The organism is Sphingomonas sp. M1-B02, from assembly GCF_026167525.1.
In the GTDB taxonomy this organism is placed as follows: Bacteria; Pseudomonadota; Alphaproteobacteria; order Sphingomonadales; family Sphingomonadaceae; genus Sphingomonas.
In genome coordinates this window covers 1218143-1238731 of sequence record NZ_CP110679.1, presented here as the reverse complement: position 1 = coordinate 1238731, position 20589 = coordinate 1218143, and the positions used below count along the sequence as shown (strand labels likewise).

Sequence of the window (20589 nt, the reverse complement as noted above, 5' to 3'; positions counted from 1 at the left end):
GCAAATTGTTGCTTGACAGTTGCTGTTTTCCTTGAAGCGCGCATTTAGCCGTGTCCTTGGTGGTTGAGCCGACGACGCTGGACGACGCGATCTCGCGGATACGGGCGCACAGCGACTTTCTCTCGAACCTCCTCGATCGCGAGGCGGCGCTGGTTGCCGAGCTGGAGTCCGCGCTCGAAGATCCGCTGGCCGCCGCCCGTGCGGTCGACGGCGAGATGAACGAAGCGCGGCGGCTGCGGCTCGAGCGGCGGCGGCTGGCCCTGCTGGTGGCGATCGGCGATCTTTCCGGCCGGTTCGATCTGACCCGCGTCACCCATCTGCTCAGCGACTTTGCCGATGATGCGCTCGATCGGGCGATCCGCACCGCAATCCTCGAGCGCAGTCCCGACGCCGAACCGCGCGGCTTCGCGGCGATCGCTTTGGGCAAGCAGGGCAGCCGCGAGCTCAATTATTCCTCCGACATCGATCCGATCCTGGTCTTCGATCCCCAGACGCTGCCGTGCCGCCCGCGCGAGGATCCGCAGGAAGCGGCGGTGCGGATCGGCCGCCGGGTGATCGAGCTGCTCCAGTCGCGGGACGGCGACGGCTATGTGATCCGCGTCGACCTGCGGCTGCGGCCCTCGCCCGAGGCAACGCCGATCGTGCTGCCGGTGGAGGCGGCGATCTCCTATTATGAATCGCAGGCGCTGCCGTGGGAGCGCGCCGCTTTCATCCGCGCGCGGGCGGCGGCGGGGGACCGCGGCCTGGGGTCGAGCTTCCTCGAGGCGATCCGGCCGTTCGTGTGGCGCCGCGCGCTCGATTACGGGACGATCCGCGAGATACGCGATATCTCGCACCGCATCCGCGACCATTATTCGCAGTCGCAGGCCTTCGGCCCCGGCTACGATCTGAAGCGCGGGCGCGGCGGCATCCGCGAGGTCGAATTCTTCGCGCAGATCCACCAGCTCATCCATGGCGGACGCGATCCCGCACTTCGCGCGCCGGCGACGCGCGATGCGCTGGCGGCATTGGCCGCGGCGGGGCGGATCGATGCGGCCGATGCGACGGCACTGAGCGACGGCTACACCTTGTTCCGGACGATCGAGCATCGCCTGCAGATGGTCGACGACCGCCAGACGCATTCGCTGCCGGCCAATCCGGAGGCGTTGGATACCGTCGCGCAGCTGCATGGGCTGGCGGACGGCCAGGCGCTGCTCGCCTTGCTGGCGCCGCATGTCGAGCGGGTGGGGCGAGTCTATGACGCGCTGGCCGATGAAGGCGAAGCGCGGGTTTCGGGCGATTCCGAGAGGCTGGAGACGCGGCTGACCGAAGCGGGGTTCGACAATCCGGCGGGGGCGCTGCGGATCATCGAGGGCTGGCGCGGCGGAAGCTATCCCGCGCTGCGCACCCCGCAGGCGCGCGAGGCGCTCGAAGCGGTGCTGGGCGGGCTTATCGAGGCTTTCGCACAGGCGCCCGACAGCACGCATGCGATCACCCGCTTCGATGCGATGCTGTCGCGGCTGCCCAGCGCGATCAACTTCTTCCGTCTGCTGGAAGCGCAGCCGGCGCTGGCGCGGCTGTTGAGTGCGATCCTGTGCCACGCGCCGACGCTGGCCGAGCAACTGGGGCGGCGGGCAGAGCTGCTCGACGGACTGATCGACGCCAGTGCGTTGAAGCCGGTGCCCGATATCCCCGGACTGATCGAGGAGATGGCCGCGCGCGAGCGGGGCGCCGACTATCAATGGCTGCTCGAGCATGTCCGCCGGGTGGTGGGCGAGCGGCGCTTCGCGCTGGGCGCGCAGATCGTCGCGGGGACGAGCGACCCGCTCGAAGTCTCGGCGGGCTATGCGCGGGTGGCGGAAGCGGCGGTCGAGGTGCTGGCCAAGGCCACCGTGGCCGAGTTTGCGCAGGCGCATGGCCGGGTCCCCGGCAGCGAGCTTCTGATTCTCGCTCTCGGGCGAATGGGGGGCGGGGCCCTGACCCACGCCTCCGACCTCGACCTGATCTATCTCTTCACCGGCGATCATTCAGCCGAGTCCGACGGTGCAAAGCCGCTGGGGGCGGTGACCTATTACAACCGGCTTGCGCAGCGGGTGACCGCCGCGCTCTCCGTCGCGACCGCGGCAGGGCCACTATATGAGGTCGATACTCGGCTCCGGCCTTCGGGCACCCAGGGGCCGCTGGCGGTGTCGCTCGACGGGTTTCGGCGATACCAGCGCGAGGATGCGTGGACCTGGGAGCATATGGCGCTGACCCGGGCGCGGGCATTGTTCGGGTCGGACGCGGCGCGCGCCGAGGTTCGCGCGATCATCGACGACGTGCTCAACGGCGCGCGGCCCGCGCGCGACGTGGTGGCCGACGCCGCGAAGATGCGCAGCGAGATGGCGGCGCACAAGCCGCCCGCCGGTCCGCTCGATGCCAAGATGCTCGAGGGCGGGCTCGTCGACCTGGAGTTCGCGGTGCACACGCTGCAGTTGCAATATCGCACCGGCTTCGACACGCATCTTGGGCGCGCGGTGGATGCGCTGATCGCGGAAGGGCGGATGCCGGCCGGGATGCGCGCGGCGCATGATCTGCTTTCGCGGCTGCTGGTGACGCTGCGGCTGGTCGCGCCCGATGCGCAGCCGCCGGGAGCGCCAACGCAGGCACTGATCGCGCGCGCGGTCGGCCTCGGCTCGTGGGACGAGGTGGTTGCGTCGCTGGAGCGGACCCGGCAGGAGGTCCGCGCCTGCTGGGAGGGCATCCGCGGCAATTGAGGGAGGCGATTATGGCGATCGAGCAAGGCGACAGGCTTCCGGCGGTGGCGCTCGACACGCCCAGCGGCGACACGATGACGCTGACCGATCTGGCCGGGCAACCGCTGGTCGTCTATTTCTATCCCAAGGACGATACCGCAGGATGCACCCGCGAGGCGCAGGACTTCACGGCGCTGCTGCCCGCGTTCGAGGCGCTGGGCGCGCGCGTGCTGGGCATCTCTAAAGACAGCCCCGCCAAACATCAGAAGTTCACGGCGAAATATGATCTCACCGTGCCGCTGGCGACCGACGCTTCGGGCGCGGCTATGGAGGCGTTCGGCGTGTGGGTGGAGAAGCAGCTTTACGGTCGCCGCTATATGGGGATCGAGCGGGCGACCTTCCTGTTCGCCGCCGACGGCACGCTGCATCGCGCATGGCGCCGGGTGAAGGTGCCCGGGCATGCGGCCGAGGTGCTCGAGGCGCTCAAGGCCATGCTCGGCCGATGAACAGCGTTGCGGCGGCGGCACGTGCCGTGCTCGACGCCGGCGATCCGGGCGCCAAGATCAAGGCGGCGCGCGCCGCCGCGCGCGACTGGCGGCTGGGGCGGCTCGAGCACGCCTTCGACGTGGCGATGCCCGATCGCCCGGCGCGACCCGAATTTCCCGAATTGCTGCCCCCCAATCGGATGCCCAAGCGGGGGAAGGGCGGTACCGAGCGCGGGCGGATCGCATTGATCCATGCGTTGGCGCATATCGAATTCGTGGCGATCGATCTTGCGTTCGACGCGGTCGGGCGTTTCGGCGGGGAATTCCCGCGCGGTTTCACCGACGATTGGATGCAGGTCGGCGCCGACGAGGCGATGCACTTCGCCTTGCTCGAACGGCGGTTGAAGCAGCTCGGCAGTTTTTATGGCGCAATGCCGGCGCATGACGGATTGTGGGAAGCGGCGGCCGCGACCGCGCATGATCCGCTGGCGCGGCTCGCGGTCGTGCCGATGGTGCTGGAGGCACGTGGACTGGACGTCACGCCAGCTACGATCGAGCGCCTGGCCGCCGGCGGCGACACGGCCACGGTGCGGATTCTCACTCGCATATTGAGCGACGAGGTCCGCCACGTCCGGGCCGGCACAACCTGGTTCGAATCGGCCTGCATCCGCGACGGTTGCGTTCCCGAAACGACGTGGCAGGCGCTGGTGACAAAGCATTACGGGGGCTTGCTTAAGGCTCCATTCAACGACTCGGCGCGCGACGAAGCCGGTCTGACCCGGGAATATTATCAGGCCCTTGCCGTTCCCTGACGGGTCTGGGCAAAAGCACCCTGCGTCCAAGCGCGGAGGGGCTCCGTCTGGGACTTTGGGGATTATCAAGCGGCGTCGGGTATTTTCCGGCGTTGCTTTTACGGCACCGGGGACTCATGTCGAACGCTTCCAAGATCAAGAATGCGAACCTCGGGCAACGGTTCCGCAAATTTTTCACTACCCGCGATTTCATTCTTCACGACGGCCGCGATCTGCGCCGTTTCAGCATTGCCGGCCGCACCCAGGCGTTCATGGCGAGCGTCGCGACGGTTACCGTCCTTTTCTCCGGCTATGGCGTCGCGCAGGCGATGGTCGGCGCGATCGCGATCAGCGGTGTGACGGCATCGCCTGAGGATCAGGTCGCCCAGATGCGCCAGCAGGTCGCGCAGATGCAGGCAGATGTCGCCGCCGCCAAGGAAGCCGCCCGGCTGCACGCCGCGCGCGTCGAGCAGCGTCAGGCGCTTATTTCTGCGACGCTGAACGGTACTGCCGATCGCGGCACGATCGAGCGCGCGCTGCCGAACGGCGCGCCGCAGACCAGCGCCGTCGCCAACGAGATGCTGGCACCGCTGCGCAAGGTCGAGCAGCGCCAGTTGGCGCTTGCCGGCGAGGCCCGCGCCGCCGGCGAAGCACGCTATGCGCAGACCGCCAGCCACATGCGCCGCCTGGGCCTAGCGCCCGAGCGCTATGTTCGCACCAGCGGTGCGATGGGTGGCCCGTTCGAGCCGATGGACGGCAATGACGGCGCGACCGGATCGGCCTCGGCCGAAAATTCGGATGCGCAGTTCCGCGCGCTGTTCCTCACCTGGAAGAAGCTCGACCTGCTCGAGCAGACGGTGATCTCGATCCCGTCGATGCAGCCGGTCGACAAGCTGATCTTCACCTCGAGCTTCGGCGTCCGCTCGGATCCGTTCCGCGGCACCGCGGCGATGCACGCCGGCGTCGATATCCCCGGCGCGATCGGCACGCCGATCTATGCCACCGCCGACGGCGTGATCTCGCATGCGGGTCGCCAGGGGGGTTACGGCAATCTCGTCCAGGTCAATCATGGCCGCGGCATCGAGACGCGCTACGGCCATCTCTCGAAGATCCTCGTCGCCGACAATAGCCGCGTCCGCCGCGGCCAGATCATCGGCCTGATGGGCTCGACCGGCCGCTCGACCGGCAGCCATCTCCATTATGAAGTCCGGGTCGACGGCAAGGCGGTCAACCCCGTGCCGTTCCTCCAGACCGGCGAATATCTGGCCTCGGTCCAGGATCGCGCGCAGGGCGGCATCGGCGGCCCCGCGAAGTAGGAGACAGGGAGAGGCGGGGCGGCTCATGGAGGCGGTCCCCACCTCCACATCTTTCCAGATAGCGCTTTCTGCGTTATATTCGGTGGATGACCAAGCTCTCGCCGATCGAGTCGGAATTCGAGACTACCGAGGAAGCCGATGCGTACGACGCTTGGTTTCGCGCCAAGATTGCCGCGGCCCTCGCTTCGACCAAACCAACCATCCCGCATGACGAAGTGATGGCGGAAACTCGGGCGCTCATCCAAGCAAAGCGCGATGCTGCCGCTCGTTTGGCTGGCTGAGGCACGCGCCGACCTTCGGGGCATATCCGACTATATTTCCGATCGAAATCCAGCGGCGGCCGAGCAGTTGGTCGCACGCATCGAATATGTCGCGCAGGCGCTGCCGAAGCATCCCTATCTCTATCGCCCCGGTCGCTTTCCCGGCACTCGGGAGGCGGTCGTACATCCCAACTATATCCTAGTCTACAAGGTCGGCGACGCGATAGAGATCCTCGCCGTCAATCACGCCCGTCAGCAATATCCCTGACCGCATTGCTCCCGAGCGGATGCCGCCCTATCTCCATGCCATGGCCACCGTCACCCAGTCCGACATCGCGCTGACTCCCTCCGCCGCCGCACGCGTCGCGTGGATTGCGGAGAAGCAGGGCAAGCCCGCGATCCTGCGGCTTTCGGTCGAGGGCGGCGGCTGTTCGGGCTTCCAGTACAAGTTCGGCATGGCCGATGCGATCGAGGGCGACGACACCGTTGCGGAAACCGCGGGGGTCAAGCTGGTCGTCGATTCGATCAGCCTCGATCTGGTGCGCGGATCGCAGGTCGATTTCGTCGACAATCTGGGCGGCCAGGCGTTCAAGGTCGAAAATCCCGGCGCGGCCTCGGGCTGCGGCTGCGGCACAAGCTTCTCGGTCTGATCTTGCCGCGGATAGTCTCCTACAATGTCAACGGCATCAAGGCGCGGATGGAGCGCCTGCTCGAATATCTTGCCGAGCAGAAGCCCGACATCGTCTGCCTGCAGGAACTCAAGGGCGCGGACGAGACGCTGCCCGTCAAGGATATCGAGGCCGCCGGCTATGGCGCGGTGTGGCACGGGCAGAAGGGCTTCAACGGCGTCGCCGTGCTCGCCCGCGACGCGCAACCGATCGAGCGCCAGCGCGGCCTCGCCGGCGATCCGGAGGACGCGCACAGCCGCTATATCGAATGCGAGGTGGGCGATCTGATCGTCGCTTCCATCTACCTCCCCAACGGCAATCCCCAGCCGGGGCCCAAATTCGACTATAAGCTCAAATGGATGGACCGTCTGGCCGAGCGCGCGCGCGCGCTGCTTGCCGAGGAGCGGCCGGTGGTGCTGGCGGGCGACTTCAACGTCATCGCCAATGATGACGACACCTTCTCGGTGCGCGCGATGGCCAGCGACGCACTGATGCAGCCCGAATCGCGCGAGCGCTATCGCCAGTTGCTAAGCCAGGGCTGGACCGATTCGCTGCGCACGCGATACCCCGCCGGCGGGGTCTGGACCTTCTGGGACTATCAGGCCGGCGCCTGGCAGCGCGACGCCGGCTTCCGGATCGATCACTTGCTGCTGAGCCCCCAGGCCGCCGACCGCTATCTGGGTGCCGGAGTCGACAAGGACTATCGCGGTCGCGAGCGGGCCAGCGACCACGCCCCGACCTGGGTACGGCTGCGCTGAGCGCCCAGGCGCTGCAGGAATGCGGCGTCAATCCCATCCCTGACCGGGTCGATCGCAAACCGCGCTAATTTCTAGCGTGTATTGCTGATGTATAGCAGTGACTCTGTGAGGCGGGGTTGGCTAAACCATTGAGATATAGGCATCCGAGTGTCTGGCACGACTAATGCACTATCCTCCTTGCAGGCGGAACGAGGGAGCGCCTGGGGTTCTGCACAAAGAGGAGAGATCAACATGACCAACCGCACCACCTTCGCCCGCGGCTTTGCCTTCGTCGCTGCCGCCGCATTCGCCGTAGCCAGCGTCGCGCCCGCAAGCGCTGCTGATCCCGGCAGCGATGCGGCCAAGACCGTACGCGTCGATCCGAGCAACGAGACGGTGAAGCCCACCAAGCCGTCGAAGGAGCGGCGCTATTGCGTCAAGCCCGCGTCGACGACGGGGACCATCCTGACCAAGTCGGTCTGTCGGACGCGCGCCCAGTGGATCGCCATCACCGGGGTCGACCCCGCTCAATGAACGCGCAGGCCCGCGGCGCAAAAGCGTCCGCGGGCCCCGCTCGCCCTAGAGCGGCTTCGCGTAGATCAGATATTCGCGGTTGATGCGGCTGTTGATCGCATCGGCGATCGCGATCATCCCCTGATTGTCGTCGAGGATCCAGCCGATCTCGCCGCGGCTGCTGCCATAATGCTTCACTGCCTCGATCCGGATCAGTTCGATCATCATGAAGGCGAGCTGGCTGGCGAGCCGTGAGCTTTGCAGCCGCTTGACCACCCCCATCAACGGTACCCGCATCGTCACAGCCTTGGGCTTGCGCAACCACAGCAACAGCTTCGCCCAGCCGAACGGGAACAGCGAGCCCTTGAGCGGCTTCAGCGCTTCGTTGAAGTCGGGCAGGGTGATCATGAAGGCGACCGGCTCGCCGTCATATTCGGCAATCCGGATCAGGTCCTCATAGACCAGCGGTTTCAATTTCTTGCCGACGTCGTCGATCTCGGGCTGGGTCAGCGGCACGTAGCCCCAATTGTCGGACCACGCATCGTTGAGGATGCCCAGGATGATCGCGGCTTCTTCCGCGAAGCGCTTCTTGTCGACCTGGCGGATGTGGATCCGCTTATTCTTGTGTCCCGCGGCAATCACGCGCTGGATCAGCGGCGGAAACGGCCCCGTGATGTCGAGCTCATAGGTGACTAGCTTTTTGACCGGCGCGTATCCGGCAGACTCGATCCAGTCCCGATAGCGGGGGGGATGATGCCCCATCAGCACCGTCGGCGGATGATCATATCCCTTCACGAGCAGGCCGGGCTCTTCCCAGATGGAAAGGCTGACCGGTCCGATCGCGCGAGCCATTCCTTTGTCGCGCAGCCATTGCTCGGCGCGGGCGATCAGCGCATCGGATGTTTCGCGATCCTCGGCCTCATACAGGCCGAAAAAGCCGGTGCCGGGGCCGAAGCCCTGCTCGGGCGGCATTTCCAGTGCGAGGCGGTCGATATGCGCCGAAATGCGGCCGATCACCTTGCCGTCGCGCTCCGCCAGAAACAGCTGCGCCTCGGCATGGCTGAACCAACCATTCTTCGCGGGATCGATCGTGGAGGCGACTTCATCGCGGAGCGGCGCGACCCAATTCGGGTCGTCGCCATTCAGGCGGTAGGCGAGGTCGATGAACGCCTTTCGGTCGGGCTTCGAGGAGACGGGACGGATCGAGAGCGAAGACATGGACCGGGCCTTTCTGGAAGCGGCATCACGTCCCGCGCGGCATGCTTCATGTCAAGCCGCAACGTCGGTGGTGTCCGGGCAAGGCCCTGCGCCCCTGTTACTGCCAACATTGAGCCACTATCTACTTGCAATGGCCTATGGAATGAACAGCAGTCTCGCATTTGATGCCGCCACCGAAGTGCCGGCAGTTGCAGCCCGCGCGACGCGTGAACGGATCGCCGACGACAAAGCGATGCTGCGCGCCGCCGCCGAGATGGCGCGCGAATTCGCCCTTCACAAGCCGGCTATCTATTGGGGAGACCTGATCGCCTCCGTCGTTGTCGGTTACGGAGCCTTGTTCGTCGCCTTGACCGCCGGCAGCCTCGCGCTTGGCCTTTTTGCGGGTCTCGTCTCGGCGCTCGCTTTGTACCGTGCCGCGAGCTTCATTCACGAAATCTCGCATATGAAGCCCGGCCAGGTGCCTGGCTTCCGGCTGGGGTGGAATCTGCTGGTCGGCGTGCCGATGATGGTGCCGTCCTTCATGTATGAAGACGTGCACGTCCACCACCACGCGCGCACCAAATATGGCACGGTCGAGGATCCCGAATATCTGCCGCTGGCGCTGATGAAGCCATGGACGCTGCCTTTGTTCGTCGCGCTCGCCGCGCTCGCGCCGATCGGGCTGCTGATCCGCTACGCCGTTCTCGCGCCGCTCTCGCTGCTCATCCCGCCGCTGCGCAAGCTGGTGATCGAGCGCTATTCGGGCTTGGTGATCAATCCCGCTTATCGTCGGCGACTTCCTGAAGGCCGTTTCCGCCGCGAATGGCTGGCGATGGAATTCGGTGCCAGCCTTTGGGCGATCGCGCTGATCGCCATGGTCGCGACCGGCGTGGTTGCACTCAACGCCTTCCTGATTTTCCTTGCCGTGCTTTCGGCGGCCACGGTGATCAATCAAGTTCGCACCCTCGTCGCCCATCTCTGGGAGAATGAGAGCGAGGCGATGACCGTAACCGCGCAGTATCTTGACAGCGTCAACGTGCCGCCGCCGGCCTTGCTGCCCGCTTTGTGGGCACCCGTCGGGCTGCGCTATCATGCGCTGCACCATTTGCTGCCGAGTGTTCCCTATCATGCGCTGGGCGCGGCCCATCGCCGTATCAGCGCGGCGCTGGAGCCCGGCTCGCTTTATCACAAGGCCAGCCACACCGGCCTGCCCAAGCTGGTCACGCGGCTTGCGCGCAGCACGATCACGAAGCGCTGAAGCGAATAGGTCTGGCTGAGCCCGGAGACTATCGAAAGTCGGGCGGCTATTCTTCGCTTCGCAGCAAGACCGCTTCGCCGATCATCAGGAACAGCAGGAACGGGGCCCAGGCGGCGAGGAACGGCGGGTAGGCGCCCAGATTGCCCATCGCGAGCGCGAAATTGTCGGCGACGAAATAGAGGAAGCCAAGCCCCATCCCCATAACGGCGCGGACGAACAGCTTGCCGGATCGGGCAATGCCAAAGGCGGCGACCGCGCCCAGCAAAGGCATCAGGATCGAGGAGAGCGGCCCCGATAGCTTGTGCCAGAGCGCGCCCTCCAGCGCCTTGGTGGGTCGACCCGCCTGGTTCAAATCGGCGATCACTTCGCGCAGCGCGACGAACGAAAGCCCGTCGGGATTGACCGAACTGAGTGTGAACTGATCGGGGCGCACGCCGGGTGCGATCCGCACGGTGCCGAGCCTGGCCATCTGCCCGCCCTCGATCGTGAAGCGCTGGGCGTCGGTCACCCGCCAGCCGTCGCCGTCGCGGGCCCCGCGCGGTGCGGTCAGGATCGAGCGGAGCGACTGGCCGTCGCGTTCGTAGACGGTGACATTGTAGAGCAAGGCGGCATTGCCGCGCCCCTTGATCTGATCGACGACGATCAGATCGTTGCCCGATTTCACCCAGACATTGGCGCGATCGCCGCGATCGACCGGCATGGGGCCGTAATCGACCTTCTTCCATTGCTCGAGCGTCGCGGTGGAACGCGCGACGATACGCTCGTTGAAGCCGAACGAAATCACCGCCACGCCGAGCGCCGCGACGATCAGCGGCGCCAGCACCTGGTGCGCCGAAAGCCCCGAGGCCTTGAGCGCGATGACTTCGCTATTCTGGTTGAGCTGCGACAGCGCCAGGATCGTGCCGAGCAGCACCGAGAAGGGCAGGAAGCGCGAGATGATCTCCGGCGTGCGCAACCCGACATAGCGCCACACCTCGGCATCGCCATTGCCGGCAACGGCGAGGATCTTGCCCGATTCGCTGAGCAGATCGAGCGCCTGGAGGATCAGCACGAGCCCGGCGAGGATCGCGAAGGTCCGCACCAGGAACATCCGCCCCATGTAGAGCGATACGGTGGGCGAGGGGAAGAAATTCACCCAGTTCACGCCGGGATCTCCGTGGTCTTGCGGCGTCCGCCGGGCAGGCGCCGGCGGACGACGGTCCATGCCTTCGAGATCGCCTTCTCGAGCGCGCCGATCGGCTGGCCGCCGGGCACATAGGCCACGGTGTGATACATCCAGATCGTCAGCCCGGCGAAGATCGTGAAGGGCACCCACAAGGCGATGATCGGATCGATCCGCCCCAGACTGCCGATCGCCTGGGCATATTCGTTGACCTTGTGATAGGTCACGATGATCACAATCGACAGGAAGACGCCGAGCGCCGAGGTCGATCGCTTGGGCGGAATGCCGAGTGCCGCGGCCAGCATCGGCAGCAGGAACATCGACATGACTTCCGCCAGACGGAAGTGGAAGGCGGCGCGGCTGGTGTCGCGCTGGGTATCGCTCACGCCCTTATTCTTGCCGATCACCGCCAGCTCGGGGAGCGTGAGCTCGAGATTCTTGTCGCCGCGGCGGCGGAAATTCTCATATTTGGGCAGCGGGATCGGCAGATTATGCGTGTCGAAGGTCAGCACCCGCGGTACGGGCGAGCCCTTGTCGTTGTGCACGAGCGTGCCGTTGGTCAGGCGGAAGATGATCGTGTCGGGATCGTCGCTGCGCAGGAAGCGGCCCTTCTCGGCAGTAACCGCGAGCGGGCCGTCGGCCGTGGTCATCCGCACGAAGATGCCCGAGAGATCGCGGCCTTCGTTGGCGCTCTCTTCGATCCGAAGCGTCATCCGGCTGCCGAAATTGGTGAACTCGCCCACCTTGATCGAGGCGCCGAGCGTGCCCGAGCGCAGTTCGTAGCGCAATTGCTCGTAATTGTAGCGCGCCCAGGGCTGGACGAAGCCGACGATCGCCAGATTGAGCGCCGCCAGCGCCATCGCATACATGAAGGGCACCCGCAGCAGCCGGGTATAGCTGATCCCCACCGCGCGCAGCACGTCGAGCTCCGACGAGGTGGCGAGGCGGCGGAAGGCCAGCAGGCAGCCGAGCATCAGCCCGATCGGGATGCCGAGCCCCAGATATTCGGGAAGCAGATTGGCGAGCATCCGCCATACGACGCTGACCGGGCCGCCTTCGGTCGCGACGAAATCGAACAGGCGCAGCATGCGATCGAGGACGAGCAGCATCGCCGAGATCAGCAAGGTGGAGATCAACGGAACCGCGATCAGCCGCGCCATGTAGCGATCGATCAGTTTCATGGCGTGCGAGGGGTGCCTTGTGCTGGTCCCGGCGGCGGGCGCCGTGGCCTTCATACTCCAAGCCTATAGCCCGGCTCTCTCCGCGCGCCACCCCCGAAAGTAGCAGCGCAGACCAAGTATCAAACAGTTTACTGCCGTGGGGTGACTGATTTGCGTCAGCGTCTATAGCGGGCGCATGCATTTTCTCGACCAAGCAAAGATCTTCGTGCGTTCCGGCGCGGGCGGCCCAGGCGCCGTCAGCTTCCGGCGCGAGAAATATATCGAATATGGCGGCCCCGACGGCGGCAATGGCGGCAAGGGCGGCGACATCATCTTCGAAGCCGTGGCCGGGCTCAATACGCTGATCGATTTCCGCTACACCCAGCATTTCCGGGCGCCGCGCGGCCATGGCGGCTCGGGCCAGAACCGCACCGGCGCGGGCGGCGACGATCTGGTGATCAAGGTGCCGGTCGGCACGCAGATACTCGCCGACGACGAGGATCGCACCTTGCTCGTCGATATGACCAAGGTCGGCCAGCGCAGCATCTTCTTCCGCGGCGGCGACGGCGGGCGCGGCAATGCCAGCTACAAGACCTCGACCAACCGCACCCCGCGCCAGCACGGTACCGGCTGGCCGTCCGAAGAGGCATGGGTCTGGCTGCGGCTCAAGCTGCTCGCCGATGCCGGGCTGGTCGGGCTGCCCAATGCGGGCAAATCGACCTTCATCAACGCCGTCACCAACGCGCAGGCCAAGGTCGGCGCCTATGCCTTCACCACCACCCGGCCCCAGCTGGGCGTCGTGCGCCACCACCAGCGCGAGTTCGTGGTGGCCGACATTCCCGGGCTGATCGAGGGCGCCGCGGACGGCGCGGGCATCGGCGATCGCTTCCTGGGGCATATCGAGCGCTGCCGGGTGCTGCTGCACCTGGTCGACGCCAACGATACCGACGTGGCCGAAAGCTATCGCATCGTGCGCGACGAGCTGGAGAATTACGGCGCCGGGCTGACCGACAAGAAGGTGATCGTCGCGCTCAACAAGATCGACACGCTCGACGAGGAGCTGATCGAGGCGCTGGTGGGCGAGCTCGAGGAAGCGAGCGGGGCGGAGGTCATCCCGCTCTCCGCGGCGGCGGGCACCGGCGTCGACTGGGTGCTCGACAAGCTGCTCGAGGCGATCGGATCCGACGCTTCGGGGGTCAGCCCCGACGATGAGGGCGAGGATGCGATCGAGTGGTCGCCGGTTTGAAGCGCCACATCGATATGATATGACGCCCGGATGGCGACGCAACCCGATTATCCGCTGCTGAGCGCCGAGGAATTCCTCGAAATCGACTTCGGTGATCGCAAGGCGGAGCTCGACAATGGCGTGATCCGCTTGATGGCGGGGGGGACGGCCCGTCACTCGGAGGTGCAGACCAATATCATAATCGCGCTTGCGTCCCGCCTACGAGGAACCGGCTGCAAGCCCTATAATTCCGATATGGCTGCACGCACTCGCGATCGATCCGTGCGTTACCCGGACGTCACCGTCTATTGCGACCGGAACAATTCATCGAACGATGGTCTGAAGGCATTCGACGATCCGCGTATCGTTTTCGAAGTGCTGTCTGCGGGGACGGCGCGTACCGATCTGCGGGTAAAGTTGGAGGAATATAAGGAACTGCCGAGCATCGACACGATCGTGTTCGTCGATATCGTGACCGAGCGTTTGCGCGTGGTGCAACGCACAAGCGACGGTTGGGCAGAGTCGCTCCCTCGCGAACCTTCCAGCCTGTCGCCACCTTTGCTCGATCTTACCTTGTCGCACGACGAGATTTTCTCGCGCGAATAGTCGGCCCGCGCATTGGCGGCCGCATCATGGACGGCTAAGCGGAGCGCCATGTCCCTCTTCCCGCCCGCTTCCTGTCCGCGGCTGATCGTCAAGATCGGGTCGGCTTTGCTCGTCGATGGCGAGGGGGGAGTGCGGCGCGCATGGCTTGCCGGGATCGTCGCCGATATCGCCGAGCGGACGAAGGCCGGTCAGCAGATTGCGGTGGTATCCTCCGGCGCAATCGCGCTGGGCGCGCGGCGGCTGGGGCTCGCCAAGGGCGGTCGCGCCAGCCTCGAGGATGCGCAGGCGGCCGCTGCCGTCGGGCAGATCGCGCTTTCGCAGGTCTGGGCCGAGACGCTGGGGGCCGAGGGCCTCACGGCCGCGCAGATGCTGGTGACGCTCGACGATCTCGAGGATCGGCGGCGCTATCTCAACGCGGCGGCGACGCTCGATCGGTTGCTCGGGCTGGGCGTGGTGCCGGTGCTCAACGAGAATGACAGCGTCGCCACCGAGGAAATCCGCTTCGGCGATAACGATCGCCTCGCCGCGCGGGTGGCGCAGGCGGCGGGGGCGGGGGGCGTGGTGCTGCTGAGCGACGTCGACGGGCTGTATGATCGCAACCCGGCGCTGCCCGGCGCCGTACATATCGAGCGGATCGAGCGGATCGACCCCGTTATCGAGGCGATGGCGGATGGCGGATCGGCATCGGGCATGGGGTCGGGTGGCATGGTCTCGAAGATCGCCGCGGCGCGGATCGCCAATGGGGCGGGGGCGCATCTGGCAATCGCTTCGGGACGAGTCGATCGGCCGCTGTCGGGCGATGCGCGGCACAGCCTGTTCGTGGCGGAGAAATCGGCGCCGGCGCGCAAGGCGTGGCTGGCGGGTGGACTCACCGCGAAGGGCATGATCCATGTCGATGCGGGCGCGGCGAACGCGCTGGCGCAGGGCAAGAGCCTGCTCGCGGCGGGAGCGACTCGGATCGAGGGCAGCTTCGCGCGGGGTGACCTGATCGTCATCGCCGACCTTTCCGGAACGCCTATCGCGCGCGGGCTCGCCGAATATCCGTCGGAAGATGCGGCGCGCATCATCGGCAAGCGCAACGAGGCGCAGGCCGGGATCCTGGGCTACGCGCCGCGCTCGGCGCTGGTGCATCGCAGTCACATGGCTTTGTTGTGATTAGGTTTTTCGTGCGACGACGCGACGACGCGACGAGAAGAAGTGGGTTCGCGCGGAGGCGCAGAGAGCGCAGAGTAGGGCGGTCGCCGCGTCAGCGGCAGGGCTTACCTCTATCGCTAGATGGGCTGACGCTTCGCGTCGGCGATCTTCTCTGCGTCCTCTGCGCCTCTGCGCGAACAAAACTTCGTCGCGTCGTCGCGTCGTCGCGCGAGTCGATCTTATGACCAGCCTGGCCATCACCGGCGGCACCGGTTTCGTCGGCAAGCGCCTGATCGCGCTCGCCCTGGAAGCGGGGCACCAGGTCCGCGCACTCACCCGGCGCGAACAGTCGACGTGCCCGGGGATCGAATGGATCGCCGGCGATCTCGAAAACCACAGCGCGCTCGCCCGCTTGGTCGAAGGCGCCGATGCCGTCATCCACGTCGCGGGCGTCGTCAACGCCCCCGACCGCGAAGGCTTCGCCCGCGGCAATGTCGAAGGCACGCGTAACATGCTCGGCGCAGCGCAGGCGGCGGGCGTCCAACGCTTCGTCCACGTCTCCTCACTCGCCGCGCGCGAGCCGGGCATGTCCGACTATGGCTGGTCGAAGGCCGAGGGCGATGCGCTCGTCCAGGTGTCTCCGCTCGACTGGACGATCGTCCGGCCGCCGGCAATCTATGGCCCCGGCGACATGGAGATGCTCGAACTGTTCAAGCTCGCCAAGCGCGGCCTGGCGCTGCTTCCTCCCGGCGGCCGGCTCTCGGTGATCGAAGTGGGCGACCTGGGTCGCCTGTTGCTCGCGCTGGCGGTGAGCGACAATTGCAGGCGGATCCTCGACGCCGACGACGGCGCCGACGGCGGCTGGAGCCACCGCGACTTCGGCGTCGCGATCGGTACTGCGGTCGGCAAGCGCGTCGCCGCCTTCGCGCTTCCCCGTCCTCTGATGACGGCGGGCGCGCATCTCGATCGGCTGATGCGCGGGAAGAACGCCAAGCTCACCCCCGATCGCGTCGCTTACTTCTGCCACGAGGACTGGGTGATCGATCCGGCCAACCGTCCGCCCGCCAATTTGTGGACGCCGCAAGTGGAGACCAAGGCGGGGCTGGCGGCCACGGCGGCATGGTATCGCGAGCAGGGGCTGCTATAGGCGCCCAACAGGTGCCGCATTTGCTTGGCACCACGGTCAGACAACAGAATAGGGAACGCCGAGTGAGCGACCGCTCCGAAATCTTCGATACCGTCACCGCCCAGATCGAACCGTTCAACAAGAAGGGCGTGGCGCTGAGCGATGCGACCACCTTCGCCGGCGATCTCGAATGGGACAGCCTGACCGTCATGGATTTCGTCGCGGCGATCGAGGACGAGTTCGACATCATCATCACGATGAACATGCAGGCAGAGATCGAGAATGTCGGCCAGCTCGTCGATGCCGTCGTCAAGCTGAAGGGCTGAGGCGGTGACCGAAGGGGCGAACCTCGCCGACGCGCTGCCCGAGAACCCGCCGCTGGTCGCGCCGGAACGCGATCTGATGAGCAAGTTCGATCCGATCATCGCCGAGCGACAGGCGCTGATCGATACCGGCGTCACCGATCCCTTCGCGATCGTGATGGAGCAGGTCAAGTCGCCGACCGAAGCCGTCATCTCCGGCCGCGATACGATCCTGCTCGGCACCTATAATTATATGGGCATGACCTTCGATCCCGACGTGATCCAGGCGGGCAAGGACGCGCTCGACCAGTTCGGCTCGGGCACCAACGGCAGCCGGATGCTCAACGGCACCTTCCGCGATCATATGGAAGTCGAGCAGGCGCTGCGCGACTTCTACGGCGTGTCGGGCGCGATCGTCTTTTCGACCGGCTATATGGCCAATCTCGGCATGATCAGCACGCTGGCGGGGAAGGGCGAATATGTCATCCTCGACGCCGACAGCCACGCCTCGATCTATGACGGCTGCAAGCAGGGCAATGCCGAGATCGTCCGCTTCCGCCACAATGATGTCGAGGATCTCGACAAGCGTCTTGGCCGCCTGCCCAAGGATGCCGGCAAGCTGGTGATCCTCGAGGGCGTCTATTCGATGCTCGGCGACGTCGCGCCGCTCCGCGAAATGGTCGCGGTCGCCAAGAAGCATGGCTGCATGGTGCTCAGCGACGAAGCGCATTCGATGGGCTTCTTCGGGCCCAACGGCCGCGGCGTTTACGAGGATCAGGGGTGCGAGGCCGATGTCGATTTCATCGTCGGCACCTTCTCCAAATCGGTCGGCACGGTCGGCGGCTTCTGCGTCTCGAACCATCCCAAGTTCGAGGCGATCCGGCTGGCGTGCCGGCCCTATATCTTCACCGCGTCGCTGCCGCCGTCGGTCGTGGCGACCGCCGCGACCTCGATCCGCAAGCTGATGCACGCCCACAACAAGCGCCAGCATCTGTGGGAGAATGCCCGGCGCGTGCATGGCGGGCTGAAGCAGCTTGGCTTCAAGCTCGGCACCGAGACCCCCGAAAGCGCGATCATCGCGGTGATTCTGGAGGATCAGGAACAGGCCGTGGCGATGTGGCAGTCGCTGCTCGAGGCCGGGCTGTACGTCAACATGGCGCGCCCGCCGGCAACCCCCGCCGGCACCTATCTGCTGCGCTGCTCGCTTTGCGCCGAGCATACGAGCGAGCAGATCGATCGCATCCTCGAAATGTTCGCCGCGGCAGGCCGGACAGTGGGCGCGATCGGCTGAGCCGGATCGCACTCCTTTCCAGGATTCGCAGTCTCGCTTAAGAGGGCGCAGTCATGAGCGAGGGGCTGACCATAGCGCTGGACCGCGCGCGCCGGGCCACCAACTGGCGCATGTTGCTGCTGGGGGCATTGTCGCTGCTCGGCATCGGCGTGCTGGTGGCGCTGATCGTCATCCAGCAGCGCACCGATCGCGCGCGGGACGAGGCGATCGCGCTCCAGCAGCATACGTTCGAGGTCGTCATCCGCACCAACCAGCTGGCCGGCGCGATCTCCGCGGCGGAGGCGGCGCTGGGCCGTTACGTGGTCAGCGCCGATCGCACCCTGGGCCGGCAATATGCCGGGCATTGGGATCGCGCGCGGGAGCACCTTGCCCGGCTCAAGCAGCTCACCAGCGATAATCCGTCGCAACAGGCCCAGGTGGTCCAGCTCCAGCGCGGTTTTGACATTCGCGGCAAGGAGTTGAACGAGACCGCGCTATATTCGACCTACAAGCGGCATAGCGACGCCTGGGGAAGCTATTATCGCGTCCGCCAGAGCGATGCCCGCGAGACTGTGGAAGGCCTGCTGCAGCAAGTCGTGGATACCGAACGGGTGCTGTTGCGCGAACGTACCGCGGCGGCATCGACGCTGATCGCCAATTCCAGCTTCGCGTCGCGCATCCTTACCGCGTTCGGCGTGCTGATCGTGCTCGGCGCGGTGATCCTCGGCTGGCTGGCGATCCAGGCGCAGGGTGAGCGTGCGCAGGCCGATGCCGACGCCGATGCGGAGCGCGAGCGCGCTGCAGAGTTGCAGCAAGCGGTCGAGGCGGCCACCGCGCAGCTTCGCGCCGAGGCGCAGGAGCGCGCGCTGGCCGAGGCGCAGCTGCGCCAGGTCCAGAAGATGGAGGCGGTGGGGCAGCTCACCGGCGGGATCGCGCATGATTTCAACAATATGCTCGCCGTCGTGCTGGGCGGGTTGGAGCTTGCCAAGCGCCACCTCCACAGTGGCGGGCCCGACGCGCAGCGGCATATCGAGAATGCGATGGAAGGTGCCAATCGCGCCGCCGCGCTCACCCGCCGCCTGCTCGCTTTCTCGCGGTCGGAGCCGCTCTTGCCCGAAGCGGTGGAGGCCGGCGCGCTGATCGCCGGGATGTCCGATCTGCTCGATCGCACGCTGGGGGACACGATCCGCGTCGTTACGCGCGATGCCGGGACCGGCTGGCGGGTATGGGCCGATCGACACCAGCTCGAAAACGCGCTGCTCAACCTCGCCGTGAATGCGCGCGATGCGATGGAGGGGCGGGGCACGCTTTCGATCGTCACCGGCGGCGCGACCCTGGCGCAGGACGAGGTCGGCGAATGCCCGGCGGGCGATTTCGTCACGATCACGGTCGGCGATACCGGCAGCGGAATGACGCCCGAAATCCTCGACCGGGTGTTCGAGCCCTTCTTCACCACCAAGCCGGTGGGTAAGGGGACCGGGCTGGGACTCAGCCAGATCTTCGGCTTCGTCCGGCAATCGGGCGGCGAGATCGCCATCGACACCGCGCCGGGCAAGGGGACGCGGGTCACCGTCTATCTGCCGCGCCACATCGGCGAGGCGGCGCCGGCGGTGGGCGAGGCGCCGGTCGCCGAAGTCGCAGCAATCGCCCGGACGCTCGACATATTGGTGGTGGAGGACGATCCGCGCGTGCTGGCCGCGACCGCCGCCGCGCTGGGGGAACTAGGCCACCGCGCGACGCCCTGTGCCGATCCGCTCGTCGCCGGCGCGCTGATCGCCGACATGCCGGCGCTCGACCTGATCGTCTCCGACGTGCTGATGCCGGGGCAGACCGGGCCCGAGATGGTCGCGGCGCTGGAGGATCGGATCGAAGGCGTGGCGATCCTCTTCGTGACCGGCTTCGCGGGCGAAGTGGATGCGGAGATCTTCCACGGCCGCCCGGTGCTGCGCAAACCCTATACGATGGCGGGGCTGGCGCGGGCGATCGACGATGCGATCGCGCAGGAAGCCCGCCGAACGCCGCGCGCCGCCGCCGAATAGTCAGATCCCGTTGGCGACCGATTTGCGGAGCTGGCACGCCGCCATCTCGCGCGCCTTGTCCCGCGCCAGGCCCAACGCGCGTGCCATCGGTCCGCCGAGCAACGCGTCGCCCAGCGCCATCAGGGTAAGCTGGAGCGTCTCTTCGTGGAGCGACATCACGTCTTCGCCATGCCCGTCGCTGATCTCGTCGACCAGGTTGTGGATCGCCTCCAGGATCGGATCGAGCGCATCCTCATTGCCGTTCAGGATCATCCAGCTCGCCAGCGCGCCGGCGCCTTCCTTGCCGAACGCATCGAAGGTCAGATCGACCACCTCGCGCGGATTGTGATCGGTCGTCCGGGCGCGCAGCACCGCGGCGCTGATCTTGGCGCTCACATTGGTGGCGATGTTGGCCGCCAGCGCCTTCTGCAGCCCGGCCGCCGAGCCGAAATGGTGGAGGAGATTGGCATGCGTCCGCCCGATCCGCGCCGCGACCGCCTTCAGGGTCACGGCCTGCGGTCCCGCCTCGAGCAACAAGGCGCGGGCGGCTTCTAATGCGGCGTCGCGCGATTCACCGGGTGACAGCCGCTTGCGTGGACTTATTGACATTGGTGTAAGTAAACTCTAGGCCCCGAAGCTACCGGCTT

The 20589-nt window shown here is 66.3% G+C and carries 21 protein-coding genes; 17 read left to right on the top strand and 4 right to left on the bottom strand.

Annotated elements, in window-relative coordinates:
* Positions 1-59: 59 nt before the first annotated feature.
* The 9 genes from OKW87_RS05890 (at position 60) to OKW87_RS05850 (ending at position 7505) form a co-directional block, all read left to right on the top strand.
* Positions 60-2735: a bifunctional [glutamine synthetase] adenylyltransferase/[glutamine synthetase]-adenylyl-L-tyrosine phosphorylase gene (locus OKW87_RS05890; RefSeq protein ID WP_265544015.1), complete on the top strand. Its 2676-nt coding sequence runs from the start codon at positions 60-62 to the stop codon at positions 2733-2735.
* Positions 2736-2746: 11 nt separating this feature from the next.
* On the top strand, positions 2747-3220 hold the full coding sequence (locus OKW87_RS05885; RefSeq protein ID WP_265543044.1) for a peroxiredoxin: 474 nt from the start codon (positions 2747-2749) through the stop codon (positions 3218-3220).
* Entirely contained in the window at positions 3217-4011 is a 795-nt protein-coding gene (locus tag OKW87_RS05880) for a ferritin-like domain-containing protein (protein ID WP_265543043.1), read from the top strand. The genes OKW87_RS05885 and OKW87_RS05880 overlap by 4 nt, the downstream gene beginning before the upstream one ends.
* Positions 4012-4127: 116 nt before the next feature.
* On the top strand, positions 4128-5306 hold the full coding sequence (locus tag OKW87_RS05875; RefSeq protein WP_265543042.1) for a M23 family metallopeptidase: 1179 nt from the start codon (positions 4128-4130) through the stop codon (positions 5304-5306).
* Between the two features lie 86 nt (positions 5307-5392).
* The gene (gene relB / locus OKW87_RS05870; RefSeq protein ID WP_265543041.1) at positions 5393-5587 is read left to right on the top strand and encodes a type II toxin-antitoxin system RelB family antitoxin; all 195 of its coding nucleotides are present in this window, start codon (positions 5393-5395) and stop codon (positions 5585-5587) included.
* Positions 5562-5834 (top strand): type II toxin-antitoxin system RelE/ParE family toxin, encoded by a 273-nt coding sequence (locus OKW87_RS05865; protein WP_265543040.1) that lies wholly within the window; start codon positions 5562-5564, stop codon positions 5832-5834. The genes relB and OKW87_RS05865 overlap by 26 nt, the downstream gene beginning before the upstream one ends.
* A 40-nt stretch (positions 5835-5874) precedes the next feature.
* Complete coding sequence (gene erpA, locus OKW87_RS05860; protein WP_265544013.1) at positions 5875-6216, top strand: iron-sulfur cluster insertion protein ErpA; 342 nt, start codon at positions 5875-5877, stop codon at positions 6214-6216.
* Positions 6217-6218: 2 nt separating this feature from the next.
* Positions 6219-6992 carry an exodeoxyribonuclease III gene (xth, locus tag OKW87_RS05855; RefSeq protein ID WP_443025082.1) on the top strand — a complete coding sequence of 258 codons (774 nt, stop codon included), beginning with the start codon at positions 6219-6221 and terminating at the stop codon, positions 6990-6992.
* Positions 6993-7223: 231 nt separating this feature from the next.
* The gene (locus tag OKW87_RS05850) at positions 7224-7505 is read left to right on the top strand and encodes a hypothetical protein (protein WP_265543039.1); all 282 of its coding nucleotides are present in this window, start codon (positions 7224-7226) and stop codon (positions 7503-7505) included.
* A gap of 45 nt (positions 7506-7550) precedes the next feature.
* On the opposite strand, the gene OKW87_RS05845 is transcribed toward OKW87_RS05850, so the two are convergent.
* A complete protein-coding gene (locus tag OKW87_RS05845) occupies positions 7551-8702 on the bottom strand; it encodes an N-acetyltransferase (protein ID WP_265543038.1) in 1152 nt (383 codons plus the stop codon).
* 142 nt (positions 8703-8844) lie between these two features.
* Here OKW87_RS05845 and OKW87_RS05840 point away from each other — a divergent pair, with 142 nt between their 5' ends.
* A complete protein-coding gene (locus tag OKW87_RS05840) occupies positions 8845-9939 on the top strand; it encodes a fatty acid desaturase family protein (protein ID WP_265543037.1) in 1095 nt (364 codons plus the stop codon).
* Positions 9940-9985: 46 nt separating this feature from the next.
* On the opposite strand, the gene lptG is transcribed toward OKW87_RS05840, so the two are convergent.
* Together lptG and lptF are read right to left on the bottom strand one after the other, a co-directional pair.
* Positions 9986-11083 (bottom strand): LPS export ABC transporter permease LptG, encoded by a 1098-nt coding sequence (gene lptG / locus OKW87_RS05835; protein WP_265543036.1) that lies wholly within the window; start codon positions 11081-11083, stop codon positions 9986-9988.
* Positions 11080-12282, bottom strand: coding sequence for an LPS export ABC transporter permease LptF (gene lptF / locus OKW87_RS05830; RefSeq protein WP_265544010.1), 1203 nt, complete (start codon positions 12280-12282; stop codon positions 11080-11082). Before lptF ends, lptG begins: the two co-directional genes overlap by 4 nt.
* A 175-nt stretch (positions 12283-12457) precedes the next feature.
* On the opposite strand from lptF, the gene obgE reads away from it, so the two are divergent.
* From obgE to OKW87_RS05795, 7 genes are all read left to right on the top strand, one after another.
* Positions 12458-13507, top strand: coding sequence for a GTPase ObgE (obgE, locus tag OKW87_RS05825; RefSeq protein WP_265543035.1), 1050 nt, complete (start codon positions 12458-12460; stop codon positions 13505-13507).
* Between the two features lie 30 nt (positions 13508-13537).
* On the top strand, positions 13538-14092 hold the full coding sequence (locus tag OKW87_RS05820) for a Uma2 family endonuclease (protein WP_265543034.1): 555 nt from the start codon (positions 13538-13540) through the stop codon (positions 14090-14092).
* A gap of 48 nt (positions 14093-14140) precedes the next feature.
* Entirely contained in the window at positions 14141-15247 is a 1107-nt protein-coding gene (gene proB / locus OKW87_RS05815) for a glutamate 5-kinase (protein ID WP_265543033.1), read from the top strand.
* A 220-nt stretch (positions 15248-15467) separates the two neighbouring features.
* Positions 15468-16373 (top strand): NAD-dependent epimerase/dehydratase family protein, encoded by a 906-nt coding sequence (locus OKW87_RS05810; protein ID WP_265543032.1) that lies wholly within the window; start codon positions 15468-15470, stop codon positions 16371-16373.
* 62 nt (positions 16374-16435) lie between these two features.
* Positions 16436-16678 (top strand): acyl carrier protein, encoded by a 243-nt coding sequence (locus OKW87_RS05805; protein WP_265543031.1) that lies wholly within the window; start codon positions 16436-16438, stop codon positions 16676-16678.
* Positions 16679-16754: 76 nt separating this feature from the next.
* The gene (gene spt, locus OKW87_RS05800; RefSeq protein WP_265544008.1) at positions 16755-17945 is read left to right on the top strand and encodes a serine palmitoyltransferase; all 1191 of its coding nucleotides are present in this window, start codon (positions 16755-16757) and stop codon (positions 17943-17945) included.
* A gap of 53 nt (positions 17946-17998) precedes the next feature.
* Complete coding sequence (locus OKW87_RS05795) at positions 17999-19963, top strand: ATP-binding protein (RefSeq protein ID WP_265543030.1); 1965 nt, start codon at positions 17999-18001, stop codon at positions 19961-19963.
* Here OKW87_RS05795 and OKW87_RS05790 read toward each other — a convergent pair whose 3' ends face one another.
* On the bottom strand, positions 19964-20551 hold the full coding sequence (locus OKW87_RS05790; protein WP_265543029.1) for a TetR family transcriptional regulator: 588 nt from the start codon (positions 20549-20551) through the stop codon (positions 19964-19966).
* Between the last annotated feature and the right edge of the window lie 38 nt (positions 20552-20589).